General features: G+C 46.9%; 18 protein-coding genes and 1 pseudogene. 9 read left to right on the forward strand and 10 right to left on the reverse strand.

All coding sequences use genetic code 11. The annotated features are described in order from the left end of the window. Nucleotides 1-171: 171 nt before the first annotated feature. From NG833_RS18270 to NG833_RS18285, 4 genes are all read right to left on the reverse strand, one after another. Nucleotides 172-1,053 carry a phosphatidate cytidylyltransferase gene (locus NG833_RS18270; RefSeq protein ID WP_254566705.1) on the reverse strand — a complete coding sequence of 294 codons (882 nt, stop codon included), beginning with the start codon at nt 1,051-1,053 and terminating at the stop codon, nt 172-174. 196 nt (nt 1,054-1,249) lie between these two features. Next, nucleotides 1,250-1,852, reverse strand: a complete 603-nt coding sequence (gene cbiT / locus NG833_RS18275) for a precorrin-6Y C5,15-methyltransferase subunit CbiT (protein WP_254566706.1) — start codon at nt 1,850-1,852, stop codon at nt 1,250-1,252. Nucleotides 1,853-2,210: 358 nt separating this feature from the next. Further along, the gene (locus tag NG833_RS18280; RefSeq protein WP_254566707.1) at nt 2,211-3,671 is read right to left on the reverse strand and encodes an aminotransferase class I/II-fold pyridoxal phosphate-dependent enzyme; all 1,461 of its coding nucleotides are present in this window, start codon (nt 3,669-3,671) and stop codon (nt 2,211-2,213) included. Between the two features lie 3 nt (nt 3,672-3,674). After that, on the reverse strand, nt 3,675-4,970 hold the full coding sequence (locus NG833_RS18285) for a lipopolysaccharide assembly protein LapB (RefSeq protein ID WP_254566708.1): 1,296 nt from the start codon (nt 4,968-4,970) through the stop codon (nt 3,675-3,677). Between the two features lie 139 nt (nt 4,971-5,109). Between NG833_RS18285 and NG833_RS18290 the strand changes: the two genes are divergently transcribed. Continuing rightward, entirely contained in the window at nt 5,110-6,312 is a 1,203-nt protein-coding gene (locus tag NG833_RS18290) for an esterase-like activity of phytase family protein (protein WP_256556052.1), read from the forward strand. Nucleotides 6,313-7,788: 1,476 nt separating this feature from the next. Then, a complete protein-coding gene (locus NG833_RS18295; RefSeq protein ID WP_254566709.1) occupies nt 7,789-7,926 on the forward strand; it encodes a hypothetical protein in 138 nt (45 codons plus the stop codon). Nucleotides 7,927-7,985: 59 nt separating this feature from the next. On the opposite strand, the gene NG833_RS18300 is transcribed toward NG833_RS18295, so the two are convergent. The 3 genes from NG833_RS18300 to NG833_RS18310 all read right to left on the reverse strand — a co-directional run bounded on the left by NG833_RS18300 (nt 7,986) and on the right by NG833_RS18310 (nt 10,285). Next, nucleotides 7,986-9,110 (reverse strand): tetratricopeptide repeat protein, encoded by a 1,125-nt coding sequence (locus tag NG833_RS18300; RefSeq protein ID WP_254566710.1) that lies wholly within the window; start codon nt 9,108-9,110, stop codon nt 7,986-7,988. A 90-nt stretch (nt 9,111-9,200) separates the two neighbouring features. Further along, entirely contained in the window at nt 9,201-10,106 is a 906-nt protein-coding gene (locus NG833_RS18305; protein WP_254566711.1) for an IMS domain-containing protein, read from the reverse strand. Then, on the reverse strand, nt 10,100-10,285 hold the full coding sequence (locus tag NG833_RS18310) for a hypothetical protein (protein WP_254566712.1): 186 nt from the start codon (nt 10,283-10,285) through the stop codon (nt 10,100-10,102). Before NG833_RS18310 ends, NG833_RS18305 begins: the two co-directional genes overlap by 7 nt. A gap of 504 nt (nt 10,286-10,789) precedes the next feature. On the opposite strand from NG833_RS18310, the gene NG833_RS18315 reads away from it, so the two are divergent. From NG833_RS18315 to NG833_RS18325, 3 genes and pseudogenes are all read left to right on the forward strand, one after another. Next, entirely contained in the window at nt 10,790-11,770 is a 981-nt protein-coding gene (locus tag NG833_RS18315) for an ABC transporter ATP-binding protein (RefSeq protein WP_254566713.1), read from the forward strand. Between the two features lie 104 nt (nt 11,771-11,874). Beyond that, complete coding sequence (locus tag NG833_RS18320) at nt 11,875-12,288, forward strand: fasciclin domain-containing protein (RefSeq protein WP_254566714.1); 414 nt, start codon at nt 11,875-11,877, stop codon at nt 12,286-12,288. Nucleotides 12,289-12,535: 247 nt separating this feature from the next. Beyond that, nucleotides 12,536-12,847: pseudogene (locus tag NG833_RS18325) on the forward strand (transposase); the annotation flags it as partial. A 4-nt stretch (nt 12,848-12,851) separates the two neighbouring features. Here the strand turns inward: NG833_RS18325 and NG833_RS18330 are convergent. Continuing rightward, nucleotides 12,852-13,835 (reverse strand): hypothetical protein, encoded by a 984-nt coding sequence (locus NG833_RS18330; protein ID WP_254566715.1) that lies wholly within the window; start codon nt 13,833-13,835, stop codon nt 12,852-12,854. Between the two features lie 376 nt (nt 13,836-14,211). After that, complete coding sequence (locus NG833_RS18335; protein WP_254566716.1) at nt 14,212-15,657, reverse strand: glycoside hydrolase family 13 protein; 1,446 nt, start codon at nt 15,655-15,657, stop codon at nt 14,212-14,214. Nucleotides 15,658-16,061: 404 nt separating this feature from the next. Between NG833_RS18335 and NG833_RS18340 the strand changes: the two genes are divergently transcribed. After that, entirely contained in the window at nt 16,062-16,166 is a 105-nt protein-coding gene (locus NG833_RS18340) for a PetM family cytochrome b6-f complex subunit 7 (RefSeq protein WP_254566717.1), read from the forward strand. 152 nt (nt 16,167-16,318) lie between these two features. Here NG833_RS18340 and NG833_RS18345 read toward each other — a convergent pair whose 3' ends face one another. Continuing rightward, entirely contained in the window at nt 16,319-17,389 is a 1,071-nt protein-coding gene (locus NG833_RS18345) for an AI-2E family transporter (RefSeq protein WP_254566718.1), read from the reverse strand. A gap of 298 nt (nt 17,390-17,687) precedes the next feature. On the opposite strand from NG833_RS18345, the gene NG833_RS18350 reads away from it, so the two are divergent. From NG833_RS18350 to NG833_RS18360, 3 genes are all read left to right on the forward strand, one after another. Continuing rightward, nucleotides 17,688-18,473 carry a MotA/TolQ/ExbB proton channel family protein gene (locus NG833_RS18350; protein ID WP_254566729.1) on the forward strand — a complete coding sequence of 262 codons (786 nt, stop codon included), beginning with the start codon at nt 17,688-17,690 and terminating at the stop codon, nt 18,471-18,473. Between the two features lie 5 nt (nt 18,474-18,478). Beyond that, nucleotides 18,479-19,081: an ExbD/TolR family protein gene (locus NG833_RS18355; protein ID WP_375293928.1), complete on the forward strand. Its 603-nt coding sequence runs from the start codon at nt 18,479-18,481 to the stop codon at nt 19,079-19,081. Between the two features lie 230 nt (nt 19,082-19,311). After that, nucleotides 19,312-20,634: a bifunctional 2-polyprenyl-6-hydroxyphenol methylase/3-demethylubiquinol 3-O-methyltransferase UbiG gene (locus tag NG833_RS18360; RefSeq protein WP_254566719.1), complete on the forward strand. Its 1,323-nt coding sequence runs from the start codon at nt 19,312-19,314 to the stop codon at nt 20,632-20,634. Nucleotides 20,635-20,724: the final 90 nt, after the last annotated feature.

Genomic DNA, 20,724 nt, shown 5'->3' on the forward strand with positions numbered 1-20,724 from the left:
CCAACAAATAAATCATCCTTGCTTTGATGCGATCGCACCTAACAAGGCTCTTTTAGCCCGCGCAGGCACCGCTTTGTCCGTGTAGCTCCAGGCTTGAGCCTGCGGGTTTTTTGAAGGTTTTATTTTTTGGAGTTCCCTAAGCGGTTCTGGCATCAGGAGGACCTACTGCAATTAAGACCCGACCCATTGCGATAACAAAGGCAACAGCAGGGTAATAAAATAATAAACAAAAGGAGCCGTAAAAATATAACTATCCACCCGGTCTAGGATGCCCCCGTGACCCGGAATCAGCTTACCGGAATCCTTCACTCCTGCATCGCGCTTCATCAGGGATTCGATTAAATCTCCCATCAAGCTGGCAATCCCGAGGAGTAACCCAAATGCCACCCCAGTCCCTACCCAGAACGGCCAATTGAGAAACTTCGCCCCGAGGGTTGCCAAAATGACACTTCCGAGGACCCCAAATACCGCCCCTTCCACGGTTTTTTTCGGACTGATATCGGAAAAATGAGTCCGTCCCAACCACTTGCCACCGACATAAGCGGCAGAATCTGCCATAGAAATACAAATAAACGAAAGCAAGGTTACACTCAACCCCGTGGGTAGGTCTGACAAATTAGGCCAGGTTTGGGGCCAATAGCCGCCCAAGGGCAGATTACTGGCCAACTCAGACCCTAACGTGCGTAAGCGCAGCCAAAAACTGGGTAAATAACCGATATAAAATAGGCCGAGAATGGAGGCAGCTAAATCGGCGATCGTGGCCATTTTTGGCTTAAATAGCAGATAGAAACAAATACAGGTTCCGGCGATCGGCAAGAGGGCATCGGTCAACTGGGAATCTAAGGTCGAAAGCACAACCAACGCCAGACTTAGAAATAAACTCGTTTTGGCTGCGGGGCAAATCCCTTTCGCCCGGACCAGTTCCAAATATTCCCGATGAGCAATACAGACCAGAATGGAGAAACCGACCGTAAAGTACCAACCTCCTAGGAAGGTCGTACCTAGCGCTAGGATGAGAGCAACAATGGTACTGAGAATTCGAGACAAAGGCATAGAACAATTTTATAGTTAATCTAGCTATTAGCAAAATAGAATTCTGGCATGATTCGGGGAATTTTCGCTCTTGTCAACATTTCTTGATATTGCCGCCCCCACAAAACTGTACCCCTATTTTAGGGGAAATCTGGGCATTTATTTGTCATTCTGCAAGCGGTCTAATTCCACCGAGTCCGGTAAACCGGGCGGAATTTCAATCCAGCTTTTCTCCACTCAGGATAAAAATGGGGTCAACCGCCACAAAACTTTGATGAGTTCCCCTTCCTTCTAAGCGGTTGAAGGAGGACTGTACCACCTCGACATTCCGCACTTGTAACTCAGCAAAGCTTTCGGAAATGGCATAGAGATTTTCTAAACTCGCGGCAGTGGCAACGACTCGCCCTTCTGGGAGTAAGTAGGACCAGACTTTTTCTAAGATAGTTTTAATCGGACGGCCTCCTTCAATACAGACGCGATTCGGGGCATGGGGTAACTGGGACAGACATTCCGGCGCACTGCCTTCGATGACTTCTACATTTTGAACCCCGAAGCGATCGCAGTTGGCCCGAATTAAGGCGGCCACTTCCTCATCCCGTTCTACGGCTAAAATCCGACCCTTCGGACAGAGTAATCCCGCTTCTACAGGAATGGTTCCGGTGCCCGCCCCAATATCCCATAAAACCGATTCGGATTGCAGACGCAGGTGGGAGAGTAACAGCAATCTCGTTTCCCGTTTGCTCATCGGAATTCCCGGCAACCGCTCGAATAAATCATCCGCAATACCCGGGGTAATATAAGGCCAAATTTTAGAATTCATAATAATATTTATGTGAATTTTATCAGTAGTTTTAAGCAGTTATTATGTTATTTGACAGACCAAAGTTTAATAATTTTAGAAAGGGTTGTCCCGGGATTAAGAAATTCACAAATCTGGAAAAATGGAAAACTCCAATAATTTGAAGCAATTGTAGGGTGGGCAATGCCCACCTTAACTGGAAAAATGGAAAACTCCAATAATTTGAAGCAATTGTAGGGTGGGCAATGCCCACCTTAACTAAGGTGGGCATTGCCCACCCTACTTCTTCGGTGAACCGGCTAAATTTATAAATTAGAGGATTAAATGAGAGATTCAATCGTCCTATTTTTAACCGATTTCTGGATTATTTCTAGCCCGGTTATCTAGTTCTAACCACTTTGAGGGTAGTTAGAGTCCGATCGCTACATCCGGTGAGGATACCTCCCTGGGCAAGCACTTGTTGCAAATAGGCGATTGCCTCTAAGGTAATCGCCTCTGAGGGCATCAAAATTGGGATTCCCGGGGGATATGGACATACTAACTCAGCACTGACCCTCCCGATCGCCTCAGTCACCGGGATTGCTTCTACTTCGGCGAAAAACGCATCCCTCGGACAGCAGGAAAGGGCCGGAGAAGGTGGCATCAGGTGCCGGTAACCCAGTCGCCGGTTGTCCCCATAATCCTGGGCGAGGGTCGAGAACCCTTGCACCAGTTGGTCAATATCGGCCTGGGTGTTTCCCAAGCTGATAATAAAAGTTAAATGGTCCGGAGACGGTAACTCACAGGTGACCCCAAACCGTTCCTGCAACATTTCATCCACGTCATACCCACTCACTCCCCACTCCCAAACCCCCACTGTCAGACGGGTGCGATCGCCTGCCACAAATCCCGGACTTCTCCCTTCAGGCGGCGTTAACACCCCTAACCCAGGGATTTGGGCAATCTCCTCCCGGGCGCGACTACTTAGGGCCAGGGTTTGAGTCATCAAATCTTGACCCTGTAACGCCATTTGTTGCCTTGCCGCATCTAAGGACGCCAGGAGTAAATAACTCGGACTGGTGGATTGCATCAACTGCAAACTTTGACTCAAGCGATTGACATCAATGCAGTCGCCTTGAATATGCAGCATCGATGCCTGAGTCATCGCCCCCAAGACTTTGTGAATCGATTGCACGGATAGGTCCGCCCCGGCAACCAGGGCCGGAGTCGGTAAATCGGGATGGAATGCAAAATGAGGCCCATGCGCTTCATCCACCAACAGGGGAATGCCAAATTGGTGAGTCACCTGGGCGATCGCCTGAATATCCCCGCAGACCCCCTGATAGGTGGGATACACCATCATCACCGCTTTGGCATCGGGATGGGCCGCTAATGCTTCGGCAACGGATGCTGGGGTGATACTCAGGGCTAAACCCCAGATTGGATCAAATTCCGGGGGGATAAAAACCGGCAATGCCCCGGATAAAATTAAGCCAGAAATTACAGATTGATGGACATTTCTAGGCAGAATAATTTTCTCCCCTGGGCGAACTGTTGCCAGAATTGCTGCAATAATTCCGGCGGTGGAACCATTGATTAAAAACCAGGTTTTGGATGCACCAAAAGCATCGGCTGCCAGTTCTTGTGCCGCTGCGATCGCCCCAGTTGGTGCAAATAAATTATCCAGGTCCGGGAGTTCGGGTAAGTCGGCTAAAAATACCGATTTTCCTAACAGATTGCTCAGAGATTGAGGAATTCCTCGGCCTCGTTTATGCCCCGGTGCATAGAAGGGCGTGTCCGGTGTTCGGGCACAACGGGCGAGGGTTTCTAATAGAGGGGCTTGACGGTGGTCTTGGAACATGGATTAGAATAATGGACGCGATCGGCGAACGAGTCGATCAATTTGTTCAGTGAAATATGCCTCATGATAGTTGAGTTGTCGGGCTACCTCTAAACCGTTTTGAAAGGCTTGGATGGCTTGGGGATAGGCATTTTGTCGCTGATGAATTTGACCGATGCGATCGTAAGTATGCATTATCCCATATAAGTTGTAGGCGCGACGCTCGACGATTAATAAAGCTTCATAAACTTCTAAGGCGGCATCGAATTGTTCTAGGGTGGTATAGAGGCGGGCGAGGCGTTCTAGGGCATCACTGGCGATGTAAAATTGTTGTTGAGTCCAGGCAAAGGTATAGGCTTGTTCGTAGGTGGCGATGGCGGTTTGCAGTTGTCCGAGACGTTCATAATCCGTGGCGATCGCCAGCTTGAGTTGAGGGATTTTGCCAATATCTTGGGGGTTACTATAAAGGGTGACCAGTCGTTGCCTTGTGGCGACTGCGCCTTGGGAATCATTCGCTTGGGTGTAGATAAAAGCGAGTTGTTCGAGGTAGGACAATTCTTGGACGCGATCGCCTCGTTGAACTGCAAAGGAGAGTAATCCTTGATAGGGGGTTGAGGCATTGACATAATCGAGTTTTTCCAGATAGAGGCGACCCATCGTGGTGAGGATGGATTCTTCTGCGGAGGCATCGTTGCGATCGCGTGCATCGGTGAGCAATTGCTGATAAACTGTTAGGGCTAAATCTCGCGATCGCACGGTTTCAAATCCCGTCGCTAAAGCTTGTAACAGGGGCAATTCACACCCTTGAGGCGTGAGACAATACTCTTGATGAATGACTTTGAGTCTTGCATCAATTGCTTGCAGGGCGGTAATTTCTGATTGTTCCCAGGCAGTCGCCCCCACCCGAGTTAAAGCGCGCACCTCCGGCAAGGGTCCAAAATAACGCCATAACCGCAATTCTCGATACCAAATTGTAAATGCTTCTGGGTTATTTCCTGCCGCCAACTCGGCGGAGGCTTCTGCATCTAAGCGATTTAAAGCCAATTCTAATTCCCGCAGTTGTTCCGGGGTTAAGGATTGATTTTTCTTCGGGGGATTCGGCACTAATGGGTCAGGGATCAGCACTTCCAAGGGGTTTGGAGGGAGCAGTGGCGGTGCAGAATTTTCCGGTTGTCCGAGAGCAGTTAAAGCATTAAACCCGGAAAAAGTCAAGCTTAAAATCCAAAAAAACAACCCAAAATAAGCCCGGTTTCGGTGTAGTCGAAATGGGGCGATTGGGTCAGGATTTCCTCCAGGTTTTACTCCGGTTACAATTTTCATCTCGTTTATTTTTGAATTCACTCAACGGGTTAACGGTTCAATTTAATTGCTCTACATAACCGGGGTTCGGGACTGATGAAAGAGATAGGCAAGAGAGATGCACCCTCCCAATAGAGCCGTCAATTTGTTACATTGAAAATTGAACTGTTTAGATTTTCAAGGGTTGGAGGCGATCGTGAACTGGCGCAAATTTCAAATTTTCCCCTGGGTGATGGCATTAGCAGTGGTGCTATCGACGGTATTAACCGCCTGTGCCTTGCCTCAAGTTAATGCACAAGAGCGCATATTTCTCGACTTGTCCGTAGAATTTTTAGACGAGTATGAACTGCCGAAACGGCCCTTTCAGGATACGCCCGTTGGTGGATTATCCGGCATCACCTACGATCGCCAACGCGATCGCTTCTATGCCATCTGCGACGATCGCGGATATTATGCTCCCGCCCGCTTCTATACCCTTAAACTGAATTTGGATTCTAACAGTTCCGATTCCCCTAAAATCGCCAGTGTTGACATTGAATCCGTCACCTTTCTCAAAGGGGAAGATGGCAACACGGTTGCGATCGGTAAAATTGATGCAGAAGGCATCGCCTTTGCCTCCCCCAACAGCGTTTATATTGCCAGCGAAGGGATTGCGCGCAAAGGGTTGGCACCCTTTATCCACGAAATTGACCTAGAAACCGGGCAGTTTGTCCGGGATATCACCCTTCCCAAACGCTACATCCCCGATAATGCCGAGGACCAAAGCCAAGGGGTCCAAGATAATTTAGGGTTGGAGTCCCTCACCCTCAATCCCAGAGGATTTGGAGATGCTACTGTCGATCCCTATCGCCTGTTCACCGCCACGGAAGCACCTCTGGTTCAAGATTTAGATGAACTCGATGCCGAACTCCCCCCCAAAAACCGCTTACTTCATTATCTAATCTCCGATGGACCTCCGATCCTAATTTCTGAAAATCTTTACCCCCTTGATGATAGTGTTCGCTGGAGTCTCTACAACGGGTTACCCGAATTATTAGCGTTAGAACAGGGAGGGCATTTGCTCAGTTTAGAGCGCAATTTTGGGTTTCTCGGTTTCGGTGCAAAACTTTTTGAAATCCAAACCGGCAGCGCGACTGACACCTCCCGAATTGCCAGTTTAAAAGGGGAACTGAAGAAGGTTGAACCGATTAAGAAGCGATTGCTTTTAAACTTACAAGATTTAGGAATTGAGTTAGATAATCTGGAAGGGATGACCCTTGGACCCCGCTTCTCCGATGGGAGTCAAAGTTTAATTATGATCAGTGACGATAATTTTAATCCGGATCAAGTGAATCAGATTTTATTGTTCCGGTTAAAACTCTAGCGGGTTTCCGGAGTTTCAGTCAGGTGTTTCAGAGCGATCGGTTATGGGTCGCAGATAGAATGGAGGAGTCTGAAACACCTTCTCTCCCGGGAATTCGCACGAATTGAACTAAAAAAATTAATGCCCTCAGTAGTCTGAAGGCATTAATAATTAAATTGATTTATCTTAAATTTTTAAATCAACCCTAAGAATTTAACAATTAAACGCCACTTATCTCCGGATCTTCCTGGATAAGCCTGACCCTGTAGGGTTATAAAAATCAGCCAGTTTTATTGATTTCCAGGTAAATTTAGTCTTTCATTGTAATCCATCCGCGTTTGACTGCGTGTAATAGGCGATCGATGAGTCTATGGTCAGATTCGTTAAGTTCCTGATAACTTGACAAAGCAAATTTCAACCTTTTACGATTTGCCTCAGTTATTTCATGATTTTGCCAAACCGAGAAAAATAACTCCGCAATATCTGAGTGAGGTAAAGTCTCATGACCGTAAATATTAGGCTGTTTCTGAGGATAATGGAAGGGAGGGTTAACTGAATATTTAGGGAGTGAAGATTTAGAAAAAGTTAGAGGACTCTCAAGAGCTTGCATAGAGGATTGATTGTTTTTGTAAGTAGTAAATTGTCTGTTGTAGCCTTTATTTAATAATTTGATAAAGGGCTAATTTAGGGGATGGAATTTAAGGGAGCAAGCCCTTGGGAAAGAAATCAAATTAAGTAGTCTGAAAATCTATGTGATTTGGCTAAACTTTACCATCAGACTCCTGAGATTTTCAGTTAATCCCTGGCTAGAGCATTTTTAACATTGCTCCACTATATCTAGGACGGTCCCTCTATCTGAAGAGGTAACTCAAGGAAATGTTGATCCCGGCCCGAGCATTCTTGGCATTGCCCCACTCTATATAGGTAGGATAGTCTGATGAATCTAAACAGTCCCTCTACCTAAAGAGGTAACTCAAAGAAATGTAGAGGCGATAGGCTGGGCAGAGTCGCTAGGGAGGGTATGAAAACCTGGATTAGGGAGGTCTAGAGGTATTTTTTAAAAGTTTTGTAGTCCGGAGTGAGGCAACTTCAGTTAGTCCAAAAAGCCCTATGTTTCATGGATTCAATCTTTTAAAATTTCTGATAACTTGGAGACTTGAGACTCCCAGGGAGGAATGGAGGGAATCCCGCTACGCGAGGACCATGACTCGCCTCTTTAAGGCAGAAAAGGGGAGAATCTCCTACGGATGGGATGAGTAAGGAGGCATTTGTTGTGTCACTGGGGTGTAACTAAATCGTTACACCTCTCTATTGTGAGGGGGATAAATTGGGGCCTGAAAAACGAATTTGCTGCGGGATAGAGGGTTGACGATCGCCCTGTGATTAAAAGATTACAATATGTAACGATTTAGGAGATGGTAGCGTAAGTAACTTCGGAAATTTGGTAAATCTTTGTTAACTTGAGAGAGCAAAGACGTTCTTCTATTTTTTTCAGATATGCAAAGCTGTGAAACTTGTAAGCATCGAGGCACCAAGCACTGTCCCGTCCAGACCAAAGCGCTGATTGTTGGAGAAACCAGCCAACTGACGAGCCAGGGATTCTGCGATCGCTATTCCCCGATATTGGCAACCTAAACCCTGCTGCTCGTGAATTGGTTCTAAATCTCCAGTGCAACAAGCACTCCAGGTCTAAATTATCCGATCCACCGTCGCCATAGGCGGACAATCCATCGCCGCATCCAACGGATCACACGCCCCACAGGACTCGACGATCGCCGCACTGGGGTGGGGATCGGGACTATCTCCGGGGAGGGAGCCTCCACCGGAGTCTCCGTAGTAGTCTCAGTCAAAACCTCCACAGCGGTATCAGCAGGTTCAGGGGTGATTGTAGGGGGCGCGGGTTGCAATTCTAACGCCCGCTCATAACTTTTGAGGGCTTCTTCCTGTCGCCCTAACTGTTTCAGCGAGACTCCCCGAGATTTCCACCCCTGCCAATTGTTCGGATCCAGGGAAATTGTCCGATCGTAGCTGGTAACCGCTTCCTCATAGCATCCTAATTCTGCTAAAGCACTGCCGCGATCCAGCCAAGCTTCTGGATCATCGGGATACCGTTCCACCATGCGATCGCAGGCGACGAGTTTGGGATTGTCCAGGGGAACCACCGGCTGACTCGGCGCTGATTCCGGGACAATTTTTTCCTCTTTCTCTTTCTGAGCAACAGGAGTTTGCACAGGTTCAGGGGTTGCCGGTTTTGGACGGGAGGGCATCTCTTGTAACTTTGCCATCGCCGTTCGTCGCAACCGTTTCGTTTCGCGCCAGGTGGGTTTGAGGGCTAAGACGCGATCGTAACAGGCGACTGCCTCTTCATAGCGTTCTAACGTTGCTAACGCTTCTCCTTGGTTATGCCACCCTTGACAATAGTCTGGAGAAATCGAGATCGCCCGTTGGTAACTCGCCACTGCTTCCTCATAGCGTCCTAACTCCACCAAAGCATTCCCGAGGTTGTTCCACCCTTGGTAATAATCCGCCTTCAGGGCGATCGCCTTCTCATAACTCGTCACCGCCTCTTCATGACGTCCCAAACACTTCAGGGTCATCCCGCGATTATTCCAGGCATCCGCATAGTCCGCATCAATGGCGATCGCCTTCTCATAGCTCTCTAGCGCCTCTTCATAGCGTCCTAACCGATAAAGAGACCCAGCGCGATCGTACCAGGCTTTCGGATTATTCATCTCGATGACAATCAAACCCTCTTCTTCGTTCTGCTCTCCCGAGTTAGGGGGAGAATTAAAATTTTCTTGCGCTTCTTGCCCTGTCATTAACTAGCTCTCTCCCTTCGTAAACCCTATCCAGTTCAAACACCCCGATGGGAGCAATTTCCTGTATTTTCCTCTCCTGTGCGATCGCCCTTAATTAATCACCTGATAATCGGCAATTTTCCACTGACCATTGACCCGTTGTAAATTGTACCGGATTAAACTCGTGCCAAAACTAGCGCGATCGCGATTGATTCGTCCATTTTCATATAACGTATAATCTTCCGTCACCCTGGCTTCTAACGTCACCCGACTGCCTTGCGTAACAAACCGCTCAATAGATTCTACTCGCTGCACCCCATATTGATAGAAGGCATTATTATTTTCTAACCAACTCACGGAATTGAGAGAATCTGCATATAAAATTCCCGTCGTTAAATTTCCCAACAATTCCCGATCAAATGGAGGGGCAAAAATATTAGCTTTCGCCGTTAACCAGTCCCGCAGCAATGCCGCTGCTTGCCTCTGATCCAGTCCCCCTGTCTCTGGTGACGGATTGGGTACCGGATTCGGTGCCGGATTCGGTGTCGGATTCGGTGACGGATTCGGTGTCGGGGTAGGACGAATGCACCCCGCCTCTTGTAAATTGACCCCTTGTAACCGAGCATCTTGACGCTGCCAACCGCAAGTATTTGCCCCTGTCACCACCGCATCCTTGAGATTGGCTCCTCGGATATCAACTTCCTGTAAATTCGCCTGACTAAAATTAGCCGCTTCTAAGTCTGCCGCAATCAGAATCGCCTCAGATAAATTCGCACTGCGAAAATTGGCATACCGCAAATCCGCATTTCGCAGATTGGCCCCCTGTAAATTGGCTTCCGACAAATCTGCACCGCGTAAGCTAACCCCTTCTAATTGAGCATCCCGCAAATCGCATCCCTGACAACGATTAGTATCCAGGAGTTGCTGTAGGTGTGCTGGGTTAGCAGCAGCAACAGGTAAAGCCAACCCCCAGGGGACGAACAGAACCGTGATTATTCCTACATTTTTGATCAGCATAGACGGGTGATAACAGTAGCAACAGTTACCAGGGTAGACGGAATGAGGGTTCCCGTATCAATGGGAGCCGGTAACATTTCTCCGCGAAAATCGAGTAACTGAACAACAACGAGGTAGGCGATCGCCAGCAAAATGGAAATCGCACCCGTAATGATAGCTATAACTTTAGACCGATCCATTGGATTTTTCCTCTTGCTCCCTAAAACCATTCTATTTCGAGTCGCAGCAGGAGCACCAAAAGCATCAAAGCAATAGTTTGTAGTAACGACTTCAGTCGTTATACGGAATCCGGTTGTCAAAGGTCTGTAAAAACCCGCAGGCTGTTCTATGAGCGTTCCGCTAGGAAAGCCTGGAAGCTCACAGGACGAAGCGGTGCCTGCGCGGCGTCATTCAGAAAACCGACTTTTAACAACCGGATTTGGTATTATCCCCAAATCGAAGGAAAACCCCCCAAACCCCCCTAAATCAAGCCCCCATCCTCAGTTCGTAGTAACGACTTCAGTCGTTATCCCCCAAGTCAAAGGAAAAACCCCCCAAACCCCCCTAAATCAGGCCCCAATCCGTCCTAACATCCGGCGCAATCCAGAGAATCTGGCCTCTGAAAGGATGTAAAATGAGGCCAACTTGGGTAAATTCGGGACAAGATAGAACTAGATTAGATTGCACGAAATTGGGAAACGGACATGGATTCTGTCGTAGATTGGCCTACCGAACCGATAACCACTGAGCGAGTGCCTGCGATCGAGACTTTTCAATTGCGAAAGGCTTACCGCACTGGGTTTTGGATGAATAAACAAGTCGAAACCCTGAAAAACTGCACCCTAACCGTCTATGAGGGAGAAACCTTTGGGTTGCTTGGCCCCAATGGAGCCGGAAAAACGACCATCTTCAAAATTTTATTGGGCATCTTGCGTCCGAGTGGGGGTCGTGGGTTATTACTGGGACAGCCTTTGGGCGATCGCGCGGTTCGAGAACGGATCGGTTATCTCCCTGAAAACCCCTATTTTTATAAATATCTAACCGGCTGGGAATTTTTGGCCTTTACTGCCAACTTATTCCAAATTCCCGCCCGAGAGCAGCGCCAGCGCATTCCCGATCTATTGGATCTGGTTGGCATCGCCAAATCTGCCGCTCGTAATAAAATCTTGCGTAACTATTCTAAAGGGATGTTACAGCGAATTGGCATGGCCCAGGCACTGATTAACAATCCCGATGTGGTGTTTTTAGATGAACCCATGTCTGGATTAGACCCTTTGGGACGCTATCAGATGCGGGAAATTATTGTTTCTCTGAAAGAACAAGGGAAAACGATTTTTTTTAATAGTCACATCCTGGCTGATGTGGAAAAAATTTGCGATCGCGTAGCCATCCTCGCCCAAGGGGAATTAATTTGCTCTGGTTCCCTCAAGGAATTATTGGGGACTTCTGACCTTTATTTTGTCAAAGGTACTGGAGGGAATTTAGAAGTGCTCAAACAGTGGTTACCCGACTTGGAGTTAGAAGACGATCGCTGGCAAGGGCATTTAAAAGGTTCGCCCCAGGATTTTCTGGCTAGTTTGCAACTCATGGGGGGTAAGCTGATTACAATTGACCTAACGGGTGCTTCCCTAGAAGAGTTTTTTGTCCAACAACTGCGCGATCGGGGAATTACCGTCAGTCAATAAGTTCACCCTGAATTTCCTCCCTGTGAAAGAGGGCTTAGGCTGATTTCTCATGTTATTCCTAAACAGAAATCAACATAAATCCTATTTTTAGGGAGAAATCACTCATGGCTAACTTGATAGAAACCGCCCAGGAACTGGGGCAATTCAAAACCCTGATGACTTTAGTGGAATCCGCAGAGCTCCTCGATTTGCTCAAGAGTCCCGGACCCTATACCGTTTTTGCACCCACGGACCAAGCCTTTGCCGCCCTGCCTTCTAATACCATTGCCAATTTGATGGAAGATATTCCGAAGTTGCAGAAAATCCTCTCCTATCACGTTCTGAATGGAGATGTGCGGAAGGATAATTTGGAGGAGTTAGCTTCAGCAGAAACCGTGGAAGGTTCAGTGGTGGGGGTGGATACCTCCGATGGAATCAAAATCAATGATGCTAAAGTGTTGAGTGCCGACTGCCTGACGGACAATGGGGTGATTCATGCGATCGACAAGGTACTGATTCCCAGTTTGGTTTCGGTATAAGATAGTTTCTAAAAACCCACACCCTCAAGGGTGGGGCTATACGGACAAAGCCCGCCTGCGCGGGCTACTCTATAAAAACGACTCCCAAAGTCAATTGAGTGGGGTATTTAACCCCACTCAATTGACTTTTACCATTCTGGAAAGGCGTGGGATAATCAGAGTTATGAATGGAAAGATAGCGAGCAAGATGCTCGCACTCCAAGACTGAAAGTCTTAGATCCATTGTCAAACTGATTTAGACTAGCTATATGCCCGTCGCTGGGGCATTGAGACGCTTTTCGGTGCGCTCAAGACTCGCGGCTTCAACCTCGAAACGACCCATTTTCGAGACTCGCAGAAGTTGAGCAAGCTGCTGGCATTACTCGCGATCGCTTTCACTTGGGCGATGACTGCCGGTCTCTGGCTACACCAACAGCAGCCTCTCAAGCGCAAGTCTCATGGACGGCGCGAGCAGAGGTTGTTTCGCCTTGGCTTGGATTTTATCCGCCGCTTCTGCCTCGATTTCTACCTCCACCGCTCCGAGTTTCGTAAGGCTCTACAATTTTTGTCCCCGTACTAAGTATTCAATCAATTACATAACCAAACTCATATAATTTGTGTGAACCAATATTTATAAATATTGGTTCATTCGGTGTTCCTTGAAAGTGAATTCTATACTTTTCATTAATTCTCATTCTATAAAATGATATTTGGTTGGACAGTGTAATTTTCTTTAACTTTATTCCAGAAAAGCTTCCACTTATTAAATTGCTAATTGCTTTTTCTGCCAACTTTTTTATATGGTCTTCAAGCATAGAGAAAGATTCTTCAAATTTTTTTGTTGTTTTCAATCCCTCAAATCTACTAAGATTTCCTGTAATTTTAGGGTCTACAGACAAAAGCAAATCTTCAGCATTATCAAGGAAGTTTGCTATGGCTACATCTAAATTGCAGGCTAACGATGACGAAACTATAGAATCCCTATTAGTAAAACCATTCGGCTTTAAAAATTCTGCAACCTTCAATTTATTACAAAAAAATTCTTCATTTTGAGACTCAATCATTGATATCCCGGTCAAAACACTTTCTAACAAATTTGAATCTAAATCATTGCGCATGAAATTTCGTTTTACTAGATATTTGTATCGTGTATTAATCACTAGCAAGCATGGTAAAAATTCTTCTGCATTTTGAAAAATACTTTGGTAAAAAAGTTGTTCTAGGACTATACGTTTCTGATCAGTTAAGCCAAGTTCAAAACATTGCTGCATCAACGAGATTGACTGAGTAGAGATTTGTGAAGGACACTGCTCTCTCCATTTTGAATAAAGATAAGCACGGAATTCTTCATTAGAAGGTAGAAAATCAAGAAAAAGTATCTTTTCCTTAGAAATAGAAGCTAAATCAGGAATACTGCTTTTTATTTTATTTATGGAAGCGGGTGAATTTTCCATATGTTCACCATAGAAGAAAGCAATAATCCAACTAAATTCTCCTATACATCTAGAAACAATAAGGTTAGCCTCATTCTTATCCAATTGACATAAAACTAAAGGTGAAAAACCCATTACTTAGAGTTCCTTATTAAATTACTTTCTTGAAGAGTTGAATTGAGCGATTGAAAGCAACTTTCGCTTTCAACAAAAATATTACAACTTTGTCCGCTTCAATGATTCGTTACGCCCCGATCTCTTCTTGATTTTTAAACTTTGCGATCGCCTCAACAGTCATCTTTTCAAGTTTGTATGAGGCGATCCTCAGTACAGGGACAAAAATCTGTGATGAATAGGTGAAACCTTGCCAGGGATGTGAATTGACAGATTAGAGAAAGAGGAGGTTGAGTGGAATAACCACAAACAACCCAACCCCCTCATGAAAGAGCAATGCCTAATCGTGAGGTTGGGAAGCCCTCGGTGTAATCTTTAGATTCACCGAGGGAGGATGTCACCCCAAAATGCACCCACTGCGAGGGGGAACCGTTAAACTCAGCTGGTCATCCTGCCAAGACACCTGAGCTTTCCCATATAACAACTTCTCAGGATGAGCGTTCAACCCAGAGACATCCACCGTCTGCTCAGAGGCATTCGTGCCGACATTAACGGCGACAATCAGTTCTTCCTCCGGTAACTGCCTTGCGAAGACATAGAGGGTTCCCTGAGCGGATAACACCTTATAAGTGCCGGTCCGCAAAGCCGGATGAGCATGACGCAGGGTAATTAGTTGGCGGTGATAGTCGAGCACTTCCCGGTCCCAATCTTCTTCGTTGGGAAAACCGCGACGGGAGTCGGGGTCCACACGACCCGGTAAACCGACTTCATCCCCATAGTAGATACTCGGAGCACCGGGGAAGGTCATTAATAGGAGCGTTGCCAACTCGACCGAAGGTTTATCATCTCCGGCGATCGACAGCAGACGTGCCGTATCATGAGAAGCCAGAAGGTTAAGCTGAGTCAGTTGGATTTCCCAGGGGTACATTTCCAACAACTCCTGGATTTTTTCCGCATAATCCCCGGCAAACATCGGAGGGGTGGTTTGGTAGTCCCGGCCCTTGACTTGACTCAAATCAACGCGATCGCCCGCAGTAAAGGCAATGGTGGGTCCGGTAAACAGATAGTTCATCACCCCATCGAACTGAGTCCCATCCAACCAGGGACGGGAGTCACCCCAGACTTCGCCGACAATGTAGGCATCGGGATTAATTGCTTTGACGCGATCGCGAAACTCCTGCCAAAACCCTTCCGTTTTCACCTCAAACGGCACATCCAACCGCCACCCATCAATTCCAAACTTAATCCAATATTCCGCAATCTCCATAATGTATTCCCGCACCTCGGGATTATCATGGTTGAACACTGGTAAAGCCCGATTATCCGCCCACCCTTCATAATTAGCCGGAAAATCCCCATTGTAGGGAGACACAGGCCAATCATGAATTTTAAACCAATCGACCCAGGGAGAATGAGGGCCATTTTCCAAAATATCGTGAAAAAAGAAAAAGCCCCGACTGGCATGATTAAAGACCCCATCCAGCACCACTTTAATATTCCGGTTATGCGCCTCTAACAACAGTTCTCGAAACGCCCCTGTTTTCCCCAACATCGGGTCCACCTGATAGTAATCATGGGTGTGATAACGGTGGTTACTCGCCGATTGAAAGATGGGGGTAAAATAAATAGCATTAATCCCCAACTCTTGTAAATAGTCCAGTTTGTCTATAACGCCCCAGAGATTTCCTCCTTTATATCCTTGCAGAGTCGGAATAGCGTGCCAATCTTCCCAACGACTGTGCTTCAAGAGTAGCTCACGAGGCTGAGTCCCTCGGGCGAAGCGATCGGGAAAGATTTGATAAAAAACCGCGTGTTTTACCCAATCGGGTGTTTGAATTTCCATAAATTTTCGTATGCCTCCACCGCTAATGCTACAATCGTGGGCGAACAAATGGATCTAACCTCCGGTAGAAAATCTCCGCCACAAGATTGCAGAAGGTCAAGAAAAGTCAAAGTTAATAAAATTTCGGCAGAGTTAGAAACCGGGTTTCTCGACAAAATCTCTGGCTATTTGCAACATATTAAGGTCAGAAACCCGGTTTCTGGTTCGGTTGAGTCAAGGCTGGCCCTGGGGTCTTAGGTAAGGAAGGGGGAGAGGAGCGATCGCCCTGTCCAAAACTACCGCGCAGTTCCAGGCAGAAGCAGGTCCGAAGTGTTCTACAATACTCCGTGCGGGTTTAAACCGCAATCGGTTTAGCGGTCTGGCTAGGACTTGTCCTCATCCCATAAATTAGGAGAACTTAAACGATGTCTGGTGAAATTTTCACAACAGCCTCTTTAGCCTTTGCCTTAGTCATGGTCGGTTTAGTCCTCGGTTTCGCCTTACTCAAAATTCAAGGCGCAGAAGAATAAGCCCCCAACACCCAACCCCATCCATAAAACAAGCGATCGCCCTCCTGAATCTTCAGGAAGGCGATCGCTTGTTTTATCCTTCAGAAAAAACCCGCACCCTAAAGGGTGGGGCTATACGGACAAAGCCCGCCTGCGCGGGCTACTCTATAAAATCAGTGAGCACTGGAGACTTCAACCGGCTGCGGACTGTCTGCCACCTCCGATCGCAAACTGTCTGCGGTGCTTTTGATAAAACTAGCTAGAGGCACTGCAATCAGAACCCCCAAGACTCCTCCCAACTTCGCACCGATCAACAGCGAAATTAACACCCAGACTGGATTAAGACCCGTAAATCCTCCCAACAATCGCGGTGCCACGCCACTTTCGATACTTTGCTCGATCGCCACCGACACAATTAAAACTTTCACCCCCAGCCAAAAATTATTAAACGCAACTAAGATACTCACCAAACTAATACTTAAACCGGCCCCAAACGGAATCAGGCTCAACACGCCAACCACTAAACCGAATAACAGACCAAACGGGACCCGCAACACCAAAAACGCCAAAGTCATTGAAACTCCCATTAAAGAAGCTACCGTGACTTGACCCACAAAATAATTATGGAAATTTTTGCCGAGAGAGAACCGCATCTCTTTTGCCAGACGGGGAGGCAACCATTGTAATAAGCCCTCCCAAAGGCTACGTCCGCGCCAGAGCATATAGAACGTTAAGATGACCGTCACCACCACATCAAAGACGCGACCCACCGTATCCACGGCAAAACTCAGGACTTGACCCGTGAGATTTTGTAACTGACCCGAAAGGCGTTCGGTGAGTTGAGTCGTCAATCCACTCAAATCTACTGGCCAATTTCGGGCGATCGCGATTTCTTGCAGGGTCTGGAGTTGCGCCGCACCGGATTTAATCCAAACCGGCAAACGATTGGCTAACTCCGTCAATTGTTCCAAGGCGATCGGGACCAAGGTGATCCCCAACCCCACCAACGTCAGTAAGGTCAAGAGAAACACCAGAATCACCGCAGGGGTATGTTTGGCCCCATATCGCTCTAGGAGATTCACCGGATAGTCCAAAATAAACGCCAGCAACGAGGCTGCAAGCAGGATACTGATGATCTTGTCAAAATAATCAAACGCCACCAGCAACAGCCAACTGTTGAGGAAAATTAAGGGGAAGGCGAATCCCAAAGTCAACCATCGAGGCATTGTTTCGCTGATTTTCATAATGAGAACATTGAACCGGGGATACTGAAACCCCAAAGAAGGCATCTTTTTAGTATGGTAGATGGGTGACCAGAGGTTTCGCTGAAAACTCCCGGAGGCGTCCGTAGCGCCCACCCTATTCTGGAATTCTACCGAATCCTCCCAGACTGGTTGTAAACTATCTTAAATTTCTACAATAGAGATGCCATATCCTAAATCGCTCGGAGTTTCCACCCCAGGCGATCGCAATTGATATCAGGACCCCTAAAGCGTGAATATAGACACTATCCAAGATATTTTTGAGAAAGGCGGCGTATCCATGTGGCCGTTGTGGCCCTTGTTGATATTATCCATCCTAGCCGTCGCCACCATCTTAGAGCGCAGTTGGTTTTGGGCAACCGTCGTCAGCAAAGAAAAAGAAACCGCTAATCGCGTCCTAGAAGCGGCGCGATATGATTGGCGAGTCGCCCAGGAAGTGGCCCGACAAGCCAGCAAACGCCCGATCGGGCGCTTTCTCCATGCCCCTTTGCGCTTACAAAATGCTGACCCCGAAGTCTTTCGGTTAGCATTAGAAGCCGGGGCAGAAGAAGAAATCACCACCATGCGTCGGGGTGATAAAGTATTAGAAGCTGTCATTGCCTTAGCACCGTTACTCGGGTTACTCGGGACGGTTCTGGGGTTAATCGAATCCCTCGGGTCCATCCGCCTGGGAGACATCGGCACAGGAGCCACCGCTGGAGTGACTACCGGCATCGGTGCAGCCCTTGTCAGTACCGCATTTGGTCTGATTGTGGCGATTACGAGTTTAGCCTTCTATCGTCTATTTCAAGGTTTGCTCGTTAACCAGGTCAAAATTTTCCGCAAATGCGGGAATGAATTGGAGTTGCTGTATCGCCAATATTGGAGCCAAATCCACCACAATCGCAGTGGTGCACCCGAAACTACCGCCTCTTGGGCAACTAGAACGGTGCCAGACAGTGGGTTTACGGTTAAGCCCGAAGGGTCTGTGAATCATAGTAAAGGCTACCCAGAAATAGGGGATCAGCCCCAGGATAGAGCCAACAAGATTGATGGTTTGAATTCCTCGGATCAGTCGTCGAATTAAGTTCAATGAAGCGGGGGGAGTTCCTACCGCTTGCCACTCACCCCTTTGAATTTCTGGGAGGCGATCGCCGGATGAAGATTAACGGGTATGATTCACAAACGGAAGAAGCTCGGATTGAGCTGATTCCCCTGATTGATGTCATCTTTTGTATTTTGACCTTTTTCCTCCTAGCGGCATTGCAACTGACCCGCCAACAAGCGGTGAATGTAGATTTGCCCCAAGCGGAGACAGGGACAGTACAGATGCAAGAGTTGAAACTGTTTGTCAGCGTGGACCAACTGGGACAAACGTATGTGGATAAACAGCCGGTGACCCGGGAGCAACTGTATCAGTTATTGTTGACTTATAAAAGAGCCAGACCCGAGGGATTGATTGTGCTTTCGGCGTCGAAGATGGCCAGTTATAATGACGTGATGCAGGTGCTGGATTTGCTGAGGTCTGTGGGAGGCGATCGGGTTGCCCTAGCCACGATCCCCACTTCCGGTGACCTATTGCTACCTGGTGGCGATCGGCCCAATAATGGTTCAGCAGTGCCAAATCCAATTGTTCCTGAAACAGGAGGAGAAAATGCGCCAGGGATGGGCGGCACCGGAGAAGGGAATGAATGAGTAGGGAGCGGGGCGAGCAATGCTCAGGGAAGAGTCCTTGTATTGGGTTGAGCAGTTCTATCTTACTCTGCCTCGTCCTGACCAGAAAAACAATACCTTTGCATGGTCCACATAAGTAGTCAGCCTAAATGAATTATTGCACATTTTAATTGACTCAACTCTGACCTCCTTCATGCCGAACGGTTCAAGTATTCACGTTCCATTGCTTATTTAGATAATATACATCAATAATGGATAATAAAAACTTAGAAATCCTCGAAAAAATCCGTCAACAATTTGAAAAAGGTCCTTATCCTAGAAGAAGCATAGAAGACACTCCTAAAGACAACTACAATTTTTTATTTAAACATAATTTGGCAACCCCTTTTTATTTAAGAAATCAAAAATTCATAAATAGCGAAGGGAAGTTTATTTTAGATGCTGGATGTGGTAGCGGATATAAATCATTAGCTCTTGCCGAAGCAAATCCCGGCGCTAAAATTATAGGAATCGATATTTCAGAAGAATCTGTAAAGCTTGCACGTCAACGCCTAGAATATTACGGGTTTGAAGCAGATTTTTATGTTTTGCCGATAGAAGAAGTGGCAAGCTTGGGCATGACATTTGATTATATTAATAATGATGATGTTTTGTATCTTTTACCTAATCCAGTCCTCGGACTGGAGGCGATGAAGTCAGTGTTAAAGCCCGAAGGAATTATCAGAACTAACTTTCATAGTTCCCTACAGAGATATTTCTGGTATCGGGCACAGGAAATTTTTAAAATCATGGGATTGATGGATGAGAATCCAGGAGAGATGGAAATTTCTGTAGTACGCGATACCATGAAGGCACTCAAAGATGGAGTTCTTCTGAAAACTAAAACCTGGCAACAGGAGCATGAAGACAATGAAGAGTGGTACATGATGAATTATTTATTTCAGGGAGATAAGGGTTACACAATTCCTGAGATGTTCGCCGCATTGAAAGCAGCCAAATTAGAATTTATTAGCATGGTAGATTGGCGACGGTGGGAGTTAATGGAATTGTTTGAGGAACCAGAGAATTTACCGATCTTCCTGGGAATGAGCTTGCCCGAACTCTCTGTAGAAGAACGGATGCATATACTGGAGTTGTTGCACCCAGTGAATCGGCTGCTCGACTTCTGGTGTGGTCCTCCTGAACAAGATATTTCATTTCTTCCGGTTTCCGAATGGACAGACTCGGACTGGCAGGGTGCTTCAGTTCGTCTGCATCCTCAACTTAGAAACCCAAAAGCTAGAACGGATTTGCTTGAGTGCATCACCCACCAAAAATCCTTTGAAATCAGTCGGTATGTTCATGCTCCCACCTTGGCCCCAATCTTTATTGAGAGTAGTATAGCCGCTTGCCTGTTGCCGCTTTGGCAGGATACCCAATCGGTCAAATCTTTGGTAGAACGCTTCCTGACTATCAGACCCGTACATCCAGCCACCCTCGAACGCGAGACCTCAACAACGGCGTTTGAGACAATGACTAAGCTTTTAACCTACCTAGAAACTTTTCTGTATGTGCTTTTGGAGAGATCCACCTAAACTCAAAAAAATTTTTACGCCCGGTGATATGAAACTGAACAAAGGTGGGTAAGTTATCTCCAGGAGTTAGAAAGCAAGCATCCCACACCC

The organism is Oscillatoria sp. HE19RPO, assembly GCF_024220515.1.
In the GTDB taxonomy this organism is placed as follows: domain Bacteria; phylum Cyanobacteriota; class Cyanobacteriia; order Cyanobacteriales; family Laspinemataceae; genus Laspinema.